We start from the raw sequence: 14996 nt of genomic DNA, 5'->3' as shown, positions 1-14996 counted from the left end.
TACCGCACATGAGTAGTAGTTTATTTGAGAGAATACATGCTTAAGTACGTTTTTCGAGTTTTACTGACCGCTTTTTTTGCATGGGCAATATTATCGCCATTTATGAAAGAAGACGTAGTCGTAGAAGAGTCTGAACAAACACAGACAACGCCAAAAGGAACCCAGCGCGTAATCAAAAAAGAAAAGCCATTGCATAACGTAAAACTGCCGGATTTTGCAGCATTTACGGATGTGAAAGAAAAGAAACATGCATTTTTTGATTTTATTCGCCCTCATGTCGAGGCTGAAAACAAGAAAATTTTACAGCAACGCGCAACCTTAGAAATTGCGCGCATGATGCTTGAATACAATGAGCCACTGACTAGCAAACAGCAATCAGATATTAAAAAAATCTTAACCAGCTATAAGTTGCCAGCCACCATTGACACTTTATCGCTTACTCAAGCGCTGCGTCGTGTTGATATCATTCCAAAAGAGCTTGCGCTTATGCAGGCGGCGAATGAATCAGCATGGGGTACCTCTCGTTTTGCACGCATTGGTTTAAATTTCTTCGGCCAGTGGTGTTATAAAAAAGGCTGCGGCATGATCCCAAAACGTCGTGCCAACGAAGCAGCCCATGAAGTGACCGCTTTTAAGTCGGTACGTGCTGCGGTAAGCTCTTATTTTAAAAATATTAATACCCATGCGGCCTATAAAGATTTACGATCAATTCGTGCCGATTTACGTCGTCAGCAAAAGCCAATTGAAGCGACCATTCTTACACAAGGTTTGTTGTCGTATTCTGAGCGCCGTGAAGCGTACATTGAAGAATTAAATAAAATGATAAATCAAAACAGAGCTTACTTTGATGAATAAACTCCTTCCATGGTTTAAAGCCGCAACCATTGCGGTTGCGCTAAGTGCGGTTGCAACTAAGGCAGCCGCAACTGAATTTGTTGTTGCCTATGATGGCTTTTACGATCGTTTAAAAGTCGTTAATAAAGGCGAGTTCCAATACGCTCAAGTTAATTTTTACTTATCTGATATTGCTACTAACGAAGTGTGTACAATTAAGTCTGGTAAAATTATTACAGAAAAACAAGAGTTTGACTTAACATACACAGAAAAGGCTCAGTTACTTTTACCTTTTGATAAGCAACTAGATACTGATAAAGCCGTAATTGTTGTTCAACCTGAAAATCCAAAACATGATTGCCAATTAAAGTTACAAATTGAAGCAACTGATTTGGCAGATTTTGAACTTAGCAAAGCAAACTTATATACACTCAATCAAGAGTTTGAAGAGTTATTATCTGATTTGTCGGGCTTTTTTGTAAGCAAACTCATGTGGTTCTTGTTACCAGAACAACAAGGTGTTGTGCTGAAATTTGATACTCAAGATGCTGTTTCAGCAAATGCAGTTAGCTGTAAAGCGCTGCGTTGCTCAGTGAAGGTCAGTGATGAGTGGCAAGATGATAAAAGTGTTTTACCCAGCCATGGTAAGCTTATTAGCGCCACACCGTGGATTGTAAAATAGCGCGTAAAAAATCTGACCGCAGCTTTGATAACTATTCAAAAGGGACCTTTTAGGTCTCTTTTTCGTTTTTAATTAGTAGTGAAGACGTCTCTTTTTTCAATATTTAGCTTAGTATTTTGGGCTTAGCCTAAATTTGTAAAATTCAATGTAAATAGCACGTTCTAAATAGCAACTTCTCTTGCCTAGATTATTTTCTCAATTCATGTTTTTGCTAAGCATTTGTATTGCTGCGCAGTTTAAAGAGCGGCTTGTATTTAAATGTAAAAACAGTATGAATATATGAATTTTTACTGGTTGTTTTTTACTATAGAAAAAGGGCTTGATTTTGGTTGTGCGACCTTGATTTTAATTAGGAGAAAAGTGTTATCTAATTATTTCTAAACAACTTTTTAAGTGTTTAAAAGATAGATATAGATCAATCTCATAAGTAATAACTGACTTAAAGTAAAACTATAGAAATCTAAATATAGGTAGTTATAGTAAAAAAGGAGTCGTTATGCAGACAGTCGATGTCGAAGCCGTTTCAATTAAGTCGCAAAAGTTATCAAAAGCGAAAGCTAAGCAAGATGTTATTTTTGACTTAAATGTTAAAAACCCAAGTTTAAAATGGAATGCCGATGGCCATTACCCATACAAGCGTAAAATGGAGGTGGTTGAGTACGAGCGCCATAAGCATGAATTACAAATTGAGCTTTTAAAAATGCAAGGCTGGGTAAAAGAGACCAACCAGCAAATTGTGATTCTATTTGAGGGGCGAGATGCGGCAGGGAAAGGTGGCACTATAAAGCGCTTTATGGAGCACTTAAACCCTCGTGGGGCGCACGTAGTGGCTTTAGAGAAGCCATCTGCAAGAGAGCGTGATCAGTGGTATTTTCAGCGTTACATTAACCACCTACCCACCAAAGGGGAAATTATACTATTTGATCGTTCTTGGTATAACCGTGCAGGAGTAGAAAAGGTAATGGGGTTTTGTGATGACCACGAATATTTAGAGTTTATGCGCCAAACACCCCAACTTGAACGTATGTTGGTGAATAGCGGTATTAAGTTATTTAAATATTGGTTTTCGGTCAGTAGAGAAGAGCAATTTAGACGCTTTAAATCGCGCCAAAACGACCCACTAAAACAATGGAAATTGAGCCCGGTTGATATGGCATCACTAGCTAAATGGCATGATTATAGTGACGCTAAAGATGCCATGATGTTTCATACCCATACTAAAGATGCGCCTTGGACACAAATTCGCTCTGATGATAAAAAACGCGGGCGTATAAACTGTATGCGTCATTTCTTAAGCTGTTTGGATTACCCAGAAAAAGATCACGACATAGTCAATCGGGTCGATTCGCTTATTGTCACTGAACCTACCCGTATGTCGACGCGTCAGTAAAGGAGAGTACAATGCAAAATTCAGAGTCAGTATTTGAGAAGCGCCTTGCTAAGCTCGAAAAAATTATCGAAAAAAGCAAAAAAGAAGTGGCTAGAACCACTGAACTTGCAAAAGATGCAGCACTTAAAGCACAAGCAGCTGTAAAGTGTGCCAATGAAGCAGAGAGTCTCGCTGATAATGCAAAAAAGCGATTGAAAGCTGCTAAAAAGCAGTTGAAAGAGGCTAAAGTGTTAAAAATCGCGCAGAAAAATGCATCGAAAAAATCGGCAATAAAACGTGCTAAACGAATGGCAAAGAATAAGGCTGATACTAAAAACGCTTAAAGTTAATAAAGGGCACAAGGCTAATGTGCCCTTTATTTTTGTATTAAGCTTATTGCTGGACATTTTTCCGATTCTCGTTATGCTAAACGTAAACTTTTCAGGGACTTAAAAGCATATTTATGAGAATCATACCGGCATTTTTTGTTATTTTACTGCTATGTTCAGCTTGTAGCAGTTATTCACCTATCAACCAAGAAATGCAAACTAAGTTACAAGGCTCATGGCAGTCTACAAATAGCCCAGTTTGTGAAGCTAATTTTCATACTATAACCTTTAATAACAAAACATTAGAAATTTCTTATGACGAACAAGGGTTTATTTCTGAGACTGAAGCAAGAAAAACCTTTGTTTATACTATTCTTTCGACAGAGAGAAATTTAATTCGAGTGCAACTTGAAAATGAAACTCGCTTAGATAAAAAAGGCAACCCAGTTGTTTGGCATCTTAAGCCACTTAGAAATGATAAATACTGCTGGGGCAGAGATGATTGGCCTGACCTATCTTGTACAGCTTCCCGTTATAAATGCACAGTGAGCAATTAAGGTGATCTCGAAAGAAGTCGCAAGAATTGTACGTGTTGATCATGCTGGTGAATTCGGGGCGATAAGCATTTATAACGCGCAGTTACTTGTCGCTAAGTTTTTATATCGAGATATCACTGTACAGCTGAAAGAAATGCTAAGTCATGAAATCGAGCATTTTGAAACTTTTGATTGTTGGCTAAAAGAACATAAAGTAAGACATTGCTACGCAATCTGGTTTTGGTCTTTGGGTGGTTATTGTCTAGGTTTGATTACCGCTTTATTTGGTCGCAAAGCAATTTGGGTATGTACAGAAGCCGTTGAATCAACTGTTCTTCATCATCTAGAATGGCAATTAAGCTATTTAGAGAAAAATAATAAAAGTGCATATCAAGCGGTATTAAGTATTCAAAAAGATGAAAGAGAACACCAGAACTTAGGTAAAGTAAACGGTTCAAGTTCACTTTACTATTCACCAATCAGATTAGTCGTTAAGCACTCTACCAAATTTGCTATTTGGCTCTCTACTAAGTTGTAAAACTAAAAAAAGGATAAATAAATGAGATTTTGTTTGCTGATTTTGTTTTCTTTGCCATTTATGGTGTGTTCGGCTCAGTCTGAGCCAAATGCGGAACTAGAGTTTGAGCGATTCTATAATGCATTGAAAATGGATGAAATTTTCAATGGCCTTGGTGGTAATGTAGAGGTCGATACAAAGCAAATATTAGCAGATACACTAAAAGATTTACCGGAAAGTCAAAAGCAATTTTTGATAAATGCGATGGGGACTGCTGTATTGGCAGAGCCATCAGACATGAGTGCCGCCAAGATGGCTTTTAAGCTTAAAATTCTTAGTTTATTATCACCACAAGAGCTTAAAATAGCAGCAGATTTTTATTCAACAAATATTGGTTTAAAAGCGCATAGAGCCATAATCGAGGCGGAAGTAGCAGCTTCAAACGTTTTAGATTAATTTGGACTAAATGTTGTTTTCTACAAATTATGAAGTATATCCAGAAAATATCGTTTAGCCTGTTATAAATATATATCCTGAATCGATACCTTTATTCCCAAAGCGCTTTGCTTTACGTGCTATCTTCTTCAGTGAAGCGCTTTAATTATCCCACGCTAATCATTTCAACTCGCTCAAAAAGTCCGTATAATCCACGCCGAACTTTTTACTATGAAACATGGCTTAGTAAAGCCTGTATGAGCAGAGCAAATGAATCAAACTGATACTAGAAAAGAAACTCTTGAATTTAATAAACTTCAAAAGCGTCTAAGAAGGCATGTTGGTACCGCGATTACTGATTACAACATGATCGAAGACGGTGATGTTGTTATGGCATGTATCAGTGGTGGTAAAGATTCTTTTGCAATGCTAGATATTTTGCTTAATTTACAAAAAGCAGCGCCAATTAAATTTGAAGTGATTGCGGTAAACCTTGATCAGAAGCAGCCAGGTTTTCCAGAGCATATCTTGCCTGATTACTTTGAAACGCTAAATATCCCGTATTACATCGTTGATAAAGATACTTACTCAGTTGTAAAAGAAAAAGTACCAGAGGGCAAAACTACCTGTGGTCTGTGTTCACGACTTCGTCGCGGCACACTTTATTCATTTGCAGAAAAAATTGGTGCTACAAAACTAGCACTTGGTCATCACATGGATGATATCGTTGAGACAATGTTCTTAAATATGTTCCATGGTTCACGACTAAAAGCGATGCCACCGAAATTACGCTCTGATGATGAACGTAACGTGGTCATTCGTCCGTTGTCTTATTGCCGTGAAAAAGATTTAATTAAATACGCCGAACACAAAGATTTCCCAATCATTCCTTGTAATTTATGTGGTTCACAAGAAAACCTGCAGCGTCAATCAATCAAAGCTATGCTGACAGAGTGGGATAAGAAAACCCCTGGTCGTGTTGAAAGTATCTTTAAGTCTTTACAGAATGTCAGCCCAAGCCAGCTTGCAGACAGAAACTTATTTGATTTTGAAAACTTACCACTTGATAGAGAAGGCAATCGTGAAAGCTATGATTTTAGCGAGGCGGTGGTCTCTTCTACAAACATTGATGAATCATTATTTATTGATGTAACAAATATATAAAAACCCCCAAACTGTATATAAAAAAAGCCCCAAACTGGGGCTTTTTAATCTCTATTCAATAGGTTACTTAGCAAGTGGGCTTACATAGCCATCTGGTTTTAACGCTAACACATCGCAGTCAAGGCTATCAATGACGTGCTCTGCAGTGTTACCGACAAGCGCAGCACTTAAGCCAGTACGGCCAACTGTACCAATTACAACTAATTCGCTGTTTAAGCGCGCTGCAACATCAGGAATAACATCTTCTGGTAAGCCTTCTTCAATATGGCAATGAGCTTGGTCAATAGCAAAGCCTTCAGCTAACGAGAGCGTTGATTCATAGTGATGCTTCTTAACTGATTCGTTATAAACACCTGGGTTAAATTCAGGGATTTCAATCGCGATATTAACAGGTGTTGCTGGGTAAGCATTCACAAGGTTAAGCGTTGCGTTGGCCAAGTCACAAATGAAGCGAGCGTCATTAATAATACGCTTGTTAAGTTCAAGGTGTTGTTCATTCTCACTCACTGCGTTTACTGCAGCTAAAATATTCCCTTTTGCCGGCCACTCTTTCTCTTTAACAAGTAAAACTGGAGCAGGGCACTTGCGAATGAGGTGCCAGTCAGTAGGGGTGAAAATAACTGATTTAAGCGTATCGTGTTGATGAGTGCCTTTGACAACTAGGTCAAAACCATCGTTGATCACGGTATTGATAATGGCTTCGTAAGGGCGATTATGCCAAACCACGCAGCTATCAATGGTAAGCTCTGGGTAAAGTGCAATTTGCTCATTTAACCATTCTTGGCGGTCTTTTATAACGGCTTCTCGCATTGCTTCACGCTCATCAGCAGAAAGCATTGTGGTCATTTCATAAGAGAAGTCGTAGATACTGAGGAAAGCGGTGATGGTCGCGCCAGATTTTTTGGCTAGATCAATTGAGCGACTTAAACTATGTTGCTGCTCTTTGGTTGGGTCTATAACTGCTAAAATTCGTTTAATTGCGTCCATGTGCTGCTCCTTAACTGTTCCGCAAAAAGTAGTACTTTGAGTGTAACCTAAATTTAGAACAGTTAAAGGGGCAAACAATAGAAAGTTGCGTTAAATCAAACTCTATTTACATTTAATCGCCGCTGTCGCAGCAAGCGCTTGTTGGTCCAAAATGGTGATAAATTTACCTTCTACCTTGATTAAACCTGCTTTTTGGAAGCGGCTTAAAAGGCGGCTAATTGTTTCAACTGTCAGACCTAAATAGTTACCTATTTCACCACGTGTCATGGTTAAACGGAATTCTTTACGCGAAAAACCACGTTCACCAAAACGCTCTGCAAGATTATAAATAAAACTAGCTAGACGCTCTTCAGCTGACTTTTTATTGAGTAACAATAACATTTCTTGGTCATAGTTAATTTCATTACTCATTAAACGCATAATTTGTTGGCGTAGCTTAGGTAATTTACCTGCTAATTCGTCTAATGTGTCGAATGGAATTTCACATACCATTGAAGTTTCAAGGGCTTGTGAGAAACTTTGATGAGCCATTTTGTTAATAGCATCGAAACCAACTAAATCACCCGCTAGATGAAAACCAGTTATTTGTTCATCACCTTGTTCTGATAAAGTATAAGACTTAAACGAACCAGAGCGTACCGCATAAATAGCATTTAAGCTTTCGCCAGACTCAAATAAATAATCACCTTTATGCAGTGGTTTCTTACGTTCGATGATTTCATCGAGACGATCCATTTCTTGACCGTTTAATGAAAATGGCAAACATAGCTGGCTGATACTGCAATTATTACAGCTAATTGTGCATAAGCCTTTTGACTTGTTTTGTGAGAAGTCCATACATCAAATCCATTCAAATAAGTTAACAACACGTAAGATTAATGAACTAGCTTATCGGTTGCTATAATTAATAAGTATATACCGTACCATATTATTACGCTGCCTAGAATAACCCTAGTCCAAACATGGTTGAAAATAGTGTTTATTTTCTGGCTGACTAGACCTACGCTTATCATCGCAGGAAAGGTTCCTAACGCGAAAAATAACATAACACCTGCACCATGTAAGGCTGATGGGCTAGTGAGTGCCCAGGTTAGCGCTGAATAAACTAAACCACAGGGCAACCAGCCCCATAAAGCGCCATACAGCAGGGCTTTTGGGGTTGTATCAACCGGTAACAAATAACGATTGAGCTTCGCTAGATGCTGCCATATTAAGGTTTTACCAAGCTTTTCTAGCCACTGTAGGGTTGCTGCTAAGCGCATAATATAAACCCCAACAAGGAGCATAAAAATACCACTTAAAAACGACAAGGCTATTGAAATCGTAGTATTTTGCGCTGCAAAACGGCTGCTAATTCCAGCGACTAGCGCGCCAGCAAGCATGTAACTAAGCGCACGGCCAAGGTTATAAGCAACAGAAAAACTGACAGCACGGTTTTTATTAGCGGCAAGCTGTAAACTACTGGCAATGCCACCACACATCGCTAGGCAATGACCACTGCCTAACAACCCCATTACAAATGCACTAATAAACAGCGGATCAATCATTACTTTTGTTGTGCTGCTCTTTATCGTCTTCGAACAGGATACTGTGGCCCTGTTTGTTTAAATCAGAAAATTGTTCGCTTTTTACAGCCCAAAAGAATACCCCAATGGCAATTAGCACAAATAAAATGGCGATCGGGATAAGCATGTAGATGATACTCATAGTTTTAATAACCTTAATGAGTTGGTAATAACCAAAATGGAGCTTGCAGACATACCAATTACAGCCATCCAAGGAGCAACAAGGCCAAGGGCTGCCAATGGTAAAATCGAACCATTGTAAATAAGTGATAATGCCAAGTTTTGCTTAACAATACGGCGCGTCTTTTTCGACACTGTGAGCAAATGCTCTATGGCGGTTAGATCACTATTGAGTAATACCACATCGGCACTGTTTTTGGAAATATCAGCGCCGGTTTCCATCGCAATCGATAAATGCGCACTGGCAAATACAGGGCTGTCATTCACGCCATCACCCACCATAGCAACAATGGCACCTTTACTGGCAAGTGCTTCGACATGGGTTTGTTTGTCACGTGGGCTACATGCTGCATGCACGGTATCTAAATTTAATTGTTTTGCAATTCGCTCACCACTGTTCGACGCATCACCCGTTAACATATGGCATTTTATCTGTTGCGAATGTAATTCAGCGATCAATTTATCTGCATTACCGCGAAGGCTATCAGCTAAGTAAAAGCGCGCCACAATTTGTTTATCGATATACAAGGTTGCTTGAGCATCTGCTTTTTCGGTATCGAACCAACCGCTTTTACCTATCGCGATATGTTGTTCGTTGAGTTCTGCGGTGATGCCTTTACCTGGTTCGATTGTGACATTCTCAATCGGATTAACTGAGTCATTGTAAGTTGCAAATGCATTAGCAATAGGGTGCTCAGAGAAGCTTTCAAGTTGTGCTGCTAGTCGTAATGCATCTGCTTCACTGTACTGGCTATTTACTAGTTCAACACGCTCTATAGTGAAACGACCTTGGGTCAGGGTGCCTGTTTTATCAAAGGCAATATCGGTTAGTTGCGGTAGCGTTTCTAATACGTGGGCTTGCTTAATTAAAATTCCACGCTTTGTTAAGCTCGCTACTGCACAGGTAAGGGCAGTAGGGATCGCTAAGCTCAGTGCACAAGGACAGGTTGCAACAAGCACCGAAATAGTGACCCAAAAGGCATGTTCGGGGTCTATTTGATACCAACCAATTGCTGTAATTGAGGCGAACAGTAATAAACAAGCAACAAACCACTGCGCGACTTTATCCGTGATTTCGACTAATCGCGGACGCTTAGTTAACGCGGTGTGTTGTAACTTAATAATTTGATTAAGCAGCGTATTTTGACCTATTTTGTTGATCTCTATACTGATCACACCATCATGGTTAATAGTGCCTGCGTAAACTTGATGGCTGATAAACTTATTAACGGGTTGATGCTCACCTGTCATCATGGCTTCATCAACCGTGGTTTTGCCTTTTGTAACAACACCATCAGCAGGAATGGTTTCACCTGCTTTGATCAACACAACATCACCCAGTTTTAGTTTTTTAGCCGCAATAATTGATTCTTGATTATTCTCATCGATAATACGAGCAGTAAGAGGCAATAACTTTTGCAAGTTAGCGGTAAACTCACTGGCTTTTAAACGAGCTCTAAATTCTAAATATTTACCCAATAGTAATAAGAAGGTAAACATACAGATAGATTCAAAATATACTTCGCCAACCGACATTAACGTGGCATAACAGCTAGCTCCATAGGCACCAAAGATCGCTAATGAAACAGGTAAGTCCATATTCAGCTGTTTGGCTTTTAAACCATTAATGGCATTGGTTAAGAATGGCAGGGCACTGTAAAGAATTACCGGTGACGCAAGGACCAAGCTTATCCAGCGAAAATACTGCTCGAAGTTCTCTTCCATGCCCGAAAACATGCCAAAATACATGGCAAAGGCGAACATCATAACTTGCATGGTCATCAGACCCGCAACCCCTAAACGGCGGATGTACGCTTTTGCGGCTTGTTGTTTTTGACTCGCTTCAAGATCTGCTTGAAATGGGTACGCTTTATAGCCGATTTCGTGTAATGAGGTGATAATTTGGCTAAGCGGTGTGACCGATTTATCCCACTGGATCATGGCACGATTAGTTGATGTATTTACATCCACGCGCTTAATTGCTTTTAAATTAAGTAATTGTTTCTCGATTAACCAAGCGCAGGCAGCACAGGTGATACCTTCGACGGTAAGAAGTACTTCTGATAAGTCATTTGTGGCAGAAATAAACTCATCTTGAATATCTTCGTTATCGTAACTTTTAATCAATTCAAGCTGCTCTGGAACTAGTTGTTCAACCTTTCCAGAGCGTACAGTTCTAAATTTATAGTAATCGGTCATGCCTTGGGCGACGATATTCTCAGCAACCGTTTGGCAACCAATACAACACATAGGTTGTGCCTTACCGTCTATTTCGACAGTCGCATTAAAGCCTTTTGGCACACTTTCAAGACAATGAAAGCAATTATCGGACATTAGAGTTTACTACTTATATTCAGGGCTAATCGAAATCGTTTTTTCAGTTGGCAGAATTACATCTTCTTTAAGTTTCCAACTGTTATCGATTGGTTCAATAAACACTGTGTATGCACCATCAACGTGGGTGTCGAGTAGGGCAGTGAAATCACCATGGGCGTTTTTCATTAAGCTCACATCAAAGTCATTGGCTTTAATGGTGCGATGATAAAATGACATTTTTAAAGAATGAACATTACTAGCATCACCTTTCGTAAAAGTGAACGTGACTTTATCGTTAGTAATATCTAAATCGCCATGTAAATAAAGCGCTTTAGCTTTATTAAATTTACTGAGTTCAAGGTTGATTGCTTTGCCTTTTTTATAATAATCGTCAACAACCATATCTGGGCCGTTGCCAATTGCCATATAAATAAGACCAGCACAGCCGATGATAGCTGCAAGTGGAAAAGAGATTAAAAACCATGGCCAAAAGTTTTTATACCAAGGAGTGGGTTTCATAGACTTATACCTTTAAAAACGTTGTACGCATTTTATCGGATCTAAAAGCAAAAGACTAAAAAAAAGCCTCCAGATGGAGGCTTTTTTGATCTTAATTAATCTATTGAATTAAAAGATTAATTGTTTATACATTTTATTAACCGCGTGGTTATTTATCTTGCGATAAGCTGTAAACGTAAGCTGTTAATAGGTGAACTTTATCTTCACCAAGAATGTCTTTCCATGCTGGCATTACACCGGCGCGGCCATTCATAAGTGTTTCTTCAACTGCACGTTTAGAACCACCGTATAACCAGATGTTATCTGTTAGGTTAGGCGCACCAAATGGTAAGTTATGTGCAACAGAACCTTTACCGTCAGCACCGTGACACGCAGCACACATTGCAAACTTAGCAGCACCTGCAGCAGCGTCTTTTTGGTTAACTGTACGGCCAGAAAGGCTAAGTACGTGAGCTGTCATTTCTTTAACACCTTGCTCGCCAAGTGCAGCACCCCAAGGTGGCATCGCAGCAACACGACCGTAAAGAAGCGTTTCTTTGATCTTGTCTGGCGTACCGCCGTATAACCAATCTTTATCAGTTAGGTTAGGGAAGCCTTGACCACCACGTGCATCTGAACCATGACACTGTGCACAGTTTTGAGAGAATAAACGTTGACCAATTTCAAGCGCTTTTTCATCTTTTACTAGTGATTCAATATCTTGCTTAGCAAATGATTCAAAGATTGGGCCAAAACGCTCATCAGCAGCGATATACTCTTGGTCTAATTGAACGTTCTCACCGTTAGCTAATGCTTGTTCAGTTGCTTCTTTAGACTCAGCTAAAGAAGTAATACCTTGGTTAGAACTTGTCCATTTACCTAAACCTTCCCAGTTACCTAAACCTGGGTAAGCTGCAAGGTAATAGACAGACCAAATGAATGTTGCGAAGAACATGTATGTCCACCACTTTGGAAGTGGATTGTTTAGTTCTTCAATGCCGTCAAACTCGTGACCACAGCTCTCGCCTTCTTTCACACCTGTGTAGTTTTTTAAGTTCCACAGAAGTAGGCCGAAGATGATAGCAAGACACGCAAGGGTTAATACGATAACCCAAATACTCCAAAAGCTAGTCATTTCTCAGACTCCTTTTCCTCGTTAGAGATTGTGTTGTTGTGTTTTTTTTCATCTTCAAAAATGGCATTAGCAGCGTTATCAAATCGGCTTTTGCTACGCTTGCTGTATGCCCATACAACAATCACAATAAACAGTACTAAAATTACCAGAGTCAAAATGCCTCTGTATGTTCCGTAATCCATAATAATTACTTCAAGTGTGTGCCAAGCTGTTGTAAGTAAGCGATTAGAGCTTGCATTTCAGTTGCGCCTTTACCATCGTTCATGGCTTCGATTTTCGCAATGTCAGCTTGTAGCTCTTCGTCACTTCCGTAACCTTTACCGTCGTAACGGTCGCTTGCTTTGTCGATTCCGAAGCTATCACGGAATACTTGAAGCTTTTTAAGTGTATGGGTCGTATCGACTCTGTTTTCGTCTAACCAAGGAAACGCTGGCATGTTTGACTCAGGAACCACAGCACGTGGGTCCATTAAGTGAGCATGGTGCCAATCGTCTGAGTAACGCTCACCAACACGAGCTAGGTCAGGACCAGTACGTTTTGAACCCCATTGGAATGGGTGATCCCATACTGTTTCACCAGCTACAGAGTAGTGACCGTAACGCTCAACCTCATCACGGAAAGGACGAATCATTTGAGAGTGACAGTTGTAACAACCTTCACGCACATAGATATCGCGGCCTTCCATTTCTAACGCTGTAAGAGGGCGTAAGCCGTCAACAGGTTTAGTCGTATCGTCTTGGAACATTAGTGGAGTAATCTCAACAAGTGCACCAAAGCTGATAGCAAAAACAGTCAAGATAGCCATAAGGCCAACGTTCTTTTCGACTATTTCGTGTTTGTTTTGTGAATTATTATTGCTCATCGTCCTACTCCATTATGCCAATTGTGCGTCAGCGTCTAGTTGAAGCGAGTCTTTTTTCGCTGTCACTGTACGATAAACGTTGTAAGCCATAATTAGCATACCAGTTACGATGAATACACCGCCTAGGAAACGCATGATATAGAATGGGTGAGAAGCTTCTAACGATTGTACAAAGCTGTACATTAACGTACCGTCAGAGTTTACTGCACGCCACATTAGACCTTGCATTACACCTGAGATCCACATTGCTACGATGTATAGAACAACACCCACAGTGTGTAACCAGAAGTGCGTGTTAACTAATTTAACACTGAACATACGGCCTTGTGAGAATAGTGCAGGGATAAGGTGGTAGATAGCACCGATAGAAATCATTGCAACCCAACCTAGTGCACCTGAGTGTACGTGACCTACAGTCCAGTCAGTGTAGTGAGAAAGCGCGTTAACTGACTTGATAGCCATCATAGGGCCTTCGAACGTAGACATACCGTAGAATGATAGAGAAACAACTAAGAAACGTAATACTGGGTCAGTACGTAGTTTATGCCAAGCACCTGATAACGTCATGATACCGTTGATCATACCACCCCAAGATGGAACGAATAAGATAACTGACATAACCATACCTAAGCTTTGCGTCCAGTCTGGAAGCGCAGTGTAGTGTAGGTGGTGAGGACCTGCCCAGATGTATAAAGAAACAAGTGCCCAGAAGTGAACTACCGATAAACGGTAAGAATAAACAGGGCGACCTGCTTGTTTTGGTACGAAGTAGTACATCATACCTAAGAAACCAGCAGTTAATAAGAAACCAACAGCGTTGTGACCGTACCACCACTGAACCATTGCATCTACAGCACCTGCGTAGATAGAGTATGATTTAGTAAGTGAAACTGGAATTGCCATGCTGTTTACAATGTGTAAAACGGCAACAGTAATGATGAAACCAGCGTAGAACCAGTTCGCAACGTAGATGTGCGATACTTTACGCTTGATTAACGTACCAAAGAATACAACTGCGTATGTAACCCAAACAATCGCGATAAGAATATCGATTGGCCATTCAAGTTCTGCGTATTCTTTTGAGCTTGTGATACCTAAAGGTAAGGTAATCGCTGCTAGTACGATAACTAGTTGCCAACCCCAGAAGGTGAAGGCTGCTAGTTTATCTGAGAAAAGGCGCGTTTGACATGTACGTTGAACGACGTAATAAGACGTCGCAAAAAGTGCACTTGTACCAAATGCGAAAATTACTGCGTTCGTGTGTAACGGACGTAGTCGAGAGTAAGTTAACCATGGTGTATCAAAGTTAAGAGCTGGCCAAGCTAATTGGGCAGCAATCAGAACCCCAACACTCATGCCAACGATGCCCCAAATCACTGTCATAATAGCGAATTGGCGTACAACTTTATAATTGTACTCAGTTTGTGATGCTACTGTTTGGCTCATTTTCTGGCTTCCGCTGCAATTAATGCGTTTTAGAAATGAATTACCCACTTTCATAAAAAGTGGGGCCTACTATTACTTCACAAGCGTGTTACCTAAAGCTAGCTAAAGATGTTAGCTTCAGAAAACAAACTCGAGAAACCC

The 14996-nt window shown here is 40.0% G+C and carries 18 protein-coding genes; 8 read left to right on the top strand and 10 right to left on the bottom strand.

Annotation, left to right across the window (positions count from 1 at the left end; all coding sequences use genetic code 11):
• Positions 1–36 precede the first annotated feature (36 nt).
• The 8 genes from C2M33_RS08520 to ttcA all read left to right on the top strand — a co-directional run bounded on the left by C2M33_RS08520 (position 37) and on the right by ttcA (position 5866).
• Positions 37–855 (top strand): glucosaminidase domain-containing protein, encoded by an 819-nt coding sequence (locus tag C2M33_RS08520; RefSeq protein WP_063704793.1) that lies wholly within the window; start codon positions 37–39, stop codon positions 853–855.
• A complete protein-coding gene (locus C2M33_RS08515; protein ID WP_105174254.1) occupies positions 848–1516 on the top strand; it encodes a DUF2987 domain-containing protein in 669 nt (222 codons plus the stop codon). The genes C2M33_RS08520 and C2M33_RS08515 overlap by 8 nt, the downstream gene beginning before the upstream one ends.
• A 496-nt stretch (positions 1517–2012) precedes the next feature.
• Positions 2013–2906 carry a polyphosphate kinase 2 gene (gene ppk2 / locus C2M33_RS08510; RefSeq protein WP_082874071.1) on the top strand — a complete coding sequence of 298 codons (894 nt, stop codon included), beginning with the start codon at positions 2013–2015 and terminating at the stop codon, positions 2904–2906.
• Positions 2907–2917: 11 nt separating this feature from the next.
• Positions 2918–3229 (top strand): hypothetical protein, encoded by a 312-nt coding sequence (locus C2M33_RS08505; protein WP_063704797.1) that lies wholly within the window; start codon positions 2918–2920, stop codon positions 3227–3229.
• A 119-nt stretch (positions 3230–3348) separates the two neighbouring features.
• Positions 3349–3771 carry a hypothetical protein gene (locus tag C2M33_RS08500; protein ID WP_105174253.1) on the top strand — a complete coding sequence of 141 codons (423 nt, stop codon included), beginning with the start codon at positions 3349–3351 and terminating at the stop codon, positions 3769–3771.
• Position 3772: 1 nt separating this feature from the next.
• Positions 3773–4288, top strand: coding sequence for a demethoxyubiquinone hydroxylase family protein (locus tag C2M33_RS08495; protein WP_158685577.1), 516 nt, complete (start codon positions 3773–3775; stop codon positions 4286–4288).
• A 21-nt stretch (positions 4289–4309) separates the two neighbouring features.
• Positions 4310–4723 carry a hypothetical protein gene (locus tag C2M33_RS08490; RefSeq protein WP_105174251.1) on the top strand — a complete coding sequence of 138 codons (414 nt, stop codon included), beginning with the start codon at positions 4310–4312 and terminating at the stop codon, positions 4721–4723.
• A gap of 249 nt (positions 4724–4972) precedes the next feature.
• Positions 4973–5866 (top strand): tRNA 2-thiocytidine(32) synthetase TtcA, encoded by an 894-nt coding sequence (ttcA, locus tag C2M33_RS08485; protein ID WP_054553048.1) that lies wholly within the window; start codon positions 4973–4975, stop codon positions 5864–5866.
• Positions 5867–5929: 63 nt separating this feature from the next.
• Here the strand turns inward: ttcA and uspE are convergent, their stop codons facing one another.
• From uspE to ccoN, 10 genes are all read right to left on the bottom strand, one after another.
• On the bottom strand, positions 5930–6853 hold the full coding sequence (gene uspE, locus C2M33_RS08480; RefSeq protein ID WP_105174250.1) for a universal stress protein UspE: 924 nt from the start codon (positions 6851–6853) through the stop codon (positions 5930–5932).
• Between the two features lie 102 nt (positions 6854–6955).
• Positions 6956–7690: an FNR family transcription factor gene (locus tag C2M33_RS08475; RefSeq protein ID WP_063704804.1), complete on the bottom strand. Its 735-nt coding sequence runs from the start codon at positions 7688–7690 to the stop codon at positions 6956–6958.
• 38 nt (positions 7691–7728) lie between these two features.
• A complete protein-coding gene (locus tag C2M33_RS08470) occupies positions 7729–8400 on the bottom strand; it encodes a sulfite exporter TauE/SafE family protein (RefSeq protein ID WP_105174249.1) in 672 nt (223 codons plus the stop codon).
• Positions 8393–8560, bottom strand: a complete 168-nt coding sequence (gene ccoS, locus C2M33_RS08465) for a cbb3-type cytochrome oxidase assembly protein CcoS (RefSeq protein WP_054553052.1) — start codon at positions 8558–8560, stop codon at positions 8393–8395. Before ccoS ends, C2M33_RS08470 begins: the two co-directional genes overlap by 8 nt.
• Positions 8557–10932 carry a heavy metal translocating P-type ATPase gene (locus C2M33_RS08460; protein WP_105174248.1) on the bottom strand — a complete coding sequence of 792 codons (2376 nt, stop codon included), beginning with the start codon at positions 10930–10932 and terminating at the stop codon, positions 8557–8559. The genes ccoS and C2M33_RS08460 overlap by 4 nt, the downstream gene beginning before the upstream one ends.
• A gap of 9 nt (positions 10933–10941) precedes the next feature.
• On the bottom strand, positions 10942–11433 hold the full coding sequence (locus tag C2M33_RS08455; RefSeq protein ID WP_063704811.1) for a FixH family protein: 492 nt from the start codon (positions 11431–11433) through the stop codon (positions 10942–10944).
• 148 nt (positions 11434–11581) lie between these two features.
• The gene (gene ccoP, locus C2M33_RS08450; protein WP_105174247.1) at positions 11582–12547 is read right to left on the bottom strand and encodes a cytochrome-c oxidase, cbb3-type subunit III; all 966 of its coding nucleotides are present in this window, start codon (positions 12545–12547) and stop codon (positions 11582–11584) included.
• On the bottom strand, positions 12544–12729 hold the full coding sequence (locus tag C2M33_RS08445) for a cbb3-type cytochrome oxidase subunit 3 (protein WP_054561331.1): 186 nt from the start codon (positions 12727–12729) through the stop codon (positions 12544–12546). Before C2M33_RS08445 ends, ccoP begins: the two co-directional genes overlap by 4 nt.
• A 5-nt stretch (positions 12730–12734) precedes the next feature.
• Positions 12735–13409 carry a cytochrome-c oxidase, cbb3-type subunit II gene (ccoO, locus tag C2M33_RS08440; protein WP_105174246.1) on the bottom strand — a complete coding sequence of 225 codons (675 nt, stop codon included), beginning with the start codon at positions 13407–13409 and terminating at the stop codon, positions 12735–12737.
• Positions 13410–13421: 12 nt separating this feature from the next.
• The gene (ccoN, locus tag C2M33_RS08435) at positions 13422–14855 is read right to left on the bottom strand and encodes a cytochrome-c oxidase, cbb3-type subunit I (protein WP_063704817.1); all 1434 of its coding nucleotides are present in this window, start codon (positions 14853–14855) and stop codon (positions 13422–13424) included.
• Positions 14856–14996: the final 141 nt, after the last annotated feature.

Source organism: Pseudoalteromonas sp. T1lg122 (assembly GCF_002964825.1).
In the GTDB taxonomy this organism is placed as follows: domain Bacteria; phylum Pseudomonadota; class Gammaproteobacteria; order Enterobacterales; family Alteromonadaceae; genus Pseudoalteromonas; species Pseudoalteromonas gelatinilytica.
The sequence above is the reverse complement of the archived record's forward strand: the minus strand, read 5'-3'. Positions and strand labels throughout refer to the sequence as shown.

Excerpts from the sequence above, each read along its gene's own strand:
- uspE (WP_105174250.1), bottom strand. The coding sequence starts at position 6,853 with ATGGACGCAATTAAACGAATTTTAGCAGTTATAGACCCAACCAAAGAG.
- ccoN (WP_063704817.1), bottom strand. The coding sequence starts at position 14,855 with ATGAGCCAAACAGTAGCATCACAAACTGAGTACAATTATAAAGTTGTA.
- C2M33_RS08445 (WP_054561331.1), bottom strand. The coding sequence starts at position 12,729 with ATGGATTACGGAACATACAGAGGCATTTTGACTCTGGTAATTTTAGTA.
- ccoP (WP_105174247.1), bottom strand. The coding sequence starts at position 12,547 with ATGACTAGCTTTTGGAGTATTTGGGTTATCGTATTAACCCTTGCGTGT.
- C2M33_RS08470 (WP_105174249.1), bottom strand. The coding sequence starts at position 8,400 with ATGATTGATCCGCTGTTTATTAGTGCATTTGTAATGGGGTTGTTAGGC.
- C2M33_RS08475 (WP_063704804.1), bottom strand. The coding sequence starts at position 7,690 with ATGGACTTCTCACAAAACAAGTCAAAAGGCTTATGCACAATTAGCTGT.
- C2M33_RS08460 (WP_105174248.1), bottom strand. The coding sequence starts at position 10,932 with ATGTCCGATAATTGCTTTCATTGTCTTGAAAGTGTGCCAAAAGGCTTT.
- C2M33_RS08505 (WP_063704797.1), top strand. The coding sequence starts at position 2,918 with ATGCAAAATTCAGAGTCAGTATTTGAGAAGCGCCTTGCTAAGCTCGAA.
- ttcA (WP_054553048.1), top strand. The coding sequence starts at position 4,973 with ATGAATCAAACTGATACTAGAAAAGAAACTCTTGAATTTAATAAACTT.
- C2M33_RS08455 (WP_063704811.1), bottom strand. The coding sequence starts at position 11,433 with ATGAAACCCACTCCTTGGTATAAAAACTTTTGGCCATGGTTTTTAATC.
- C2M33_RS08515 (WP_105174254.1), top strand. The coding sequence starts at position 848 with ATGAATAAACTCCTTCCATGGTTTAAAGCCGCAACCATTGCGGTTGCG.
- ccoS (WP_054553052.1), bottom strand. The coding sequence starts at position 8,560 with ATGAGTATCATCTACATGCTTATCCCGATCGCCATTTTATTTGTGCTA.
- C2M33_RS08500 (WP_105174253.1), top strand. The coding sequence starts at position 3,349 with ATGAGAATCATACCGGCATTTTTTGTTATTTTACTGCTATGTTCAGCT.
- ppk2 (WP_082874071.1), top strand. The coding sequence starts at position 2,013 with ATGCAGACAGTCGATGTCGAAGCCGTTTCAATTAAGTCGCAAAAGTTA.
- C2M33_RS08520 (WP_063704793.1), top strand. The coding sequence starts at position 37 with ATGCTTAAGTACGTTTTTCGAGTTTTACTGACCGCTTTTTTTGCATGG.
- C2M33_RS08490 (WP_105174251.1), top strand. The coding sequence starts at position 4,310 with ATGAGATTTTGTTTGCTGATTTTGTTTTCTTTGCCATTTATGGTGTGT.
- ccoO (WP_105174246.1), bottom strand. The coding sequence starts at position 13,409 with ATGAGCAATAATAATTCACAAAACAAACACGAAATAGTCGAAAAGAAC.